Raw genomic sequence first — 237 nt, forward strand, 5'->3', positions numbered from 1 at the left:
GTGGCATGCACCGAAATCGACGGCCGACCCATCGCCATCACCGGCGGCAGCGACGAGACGCTGCGCGTCTGGGACCTCACCGACGGCACCCCGCTCACCACCCTCACCGGACACACCGGCACGGTGACCGCGGTGGCGTGCACCGAAATCGACGGCCGACCCATCGCCATCACCGGCGGCAGCGACGAGACGCTGCGCGTCTGGGACCTCACCGACGGCACCCCGCTCACCGCCCTC

General features: G+C 71.7%; 1 protein-coding gene. It reads left to right on the top strand.

Annotation, left to right across the window (positions count from 1 at the left end; all coding sequences use genetic code 11):
- A partial coding sequence (locus ADL03_RS08835) for a WD40 repeat domain-containing protein (protein ID WP_197288208.1) occupies positions 1 to 237 on the top strand: 237 nt, incomplete at both ends.

The sequence above is a fragment of the Nocardia sp. NRRL S-836 genome (genome assembly GCF_001279525.1).
Taxonomy (GTDB): domain Bacteria; phylum Actinomycetota; class Actinomycetes; order Mycobacteriales; family Pseudonocardiaceae; genus Lentzea.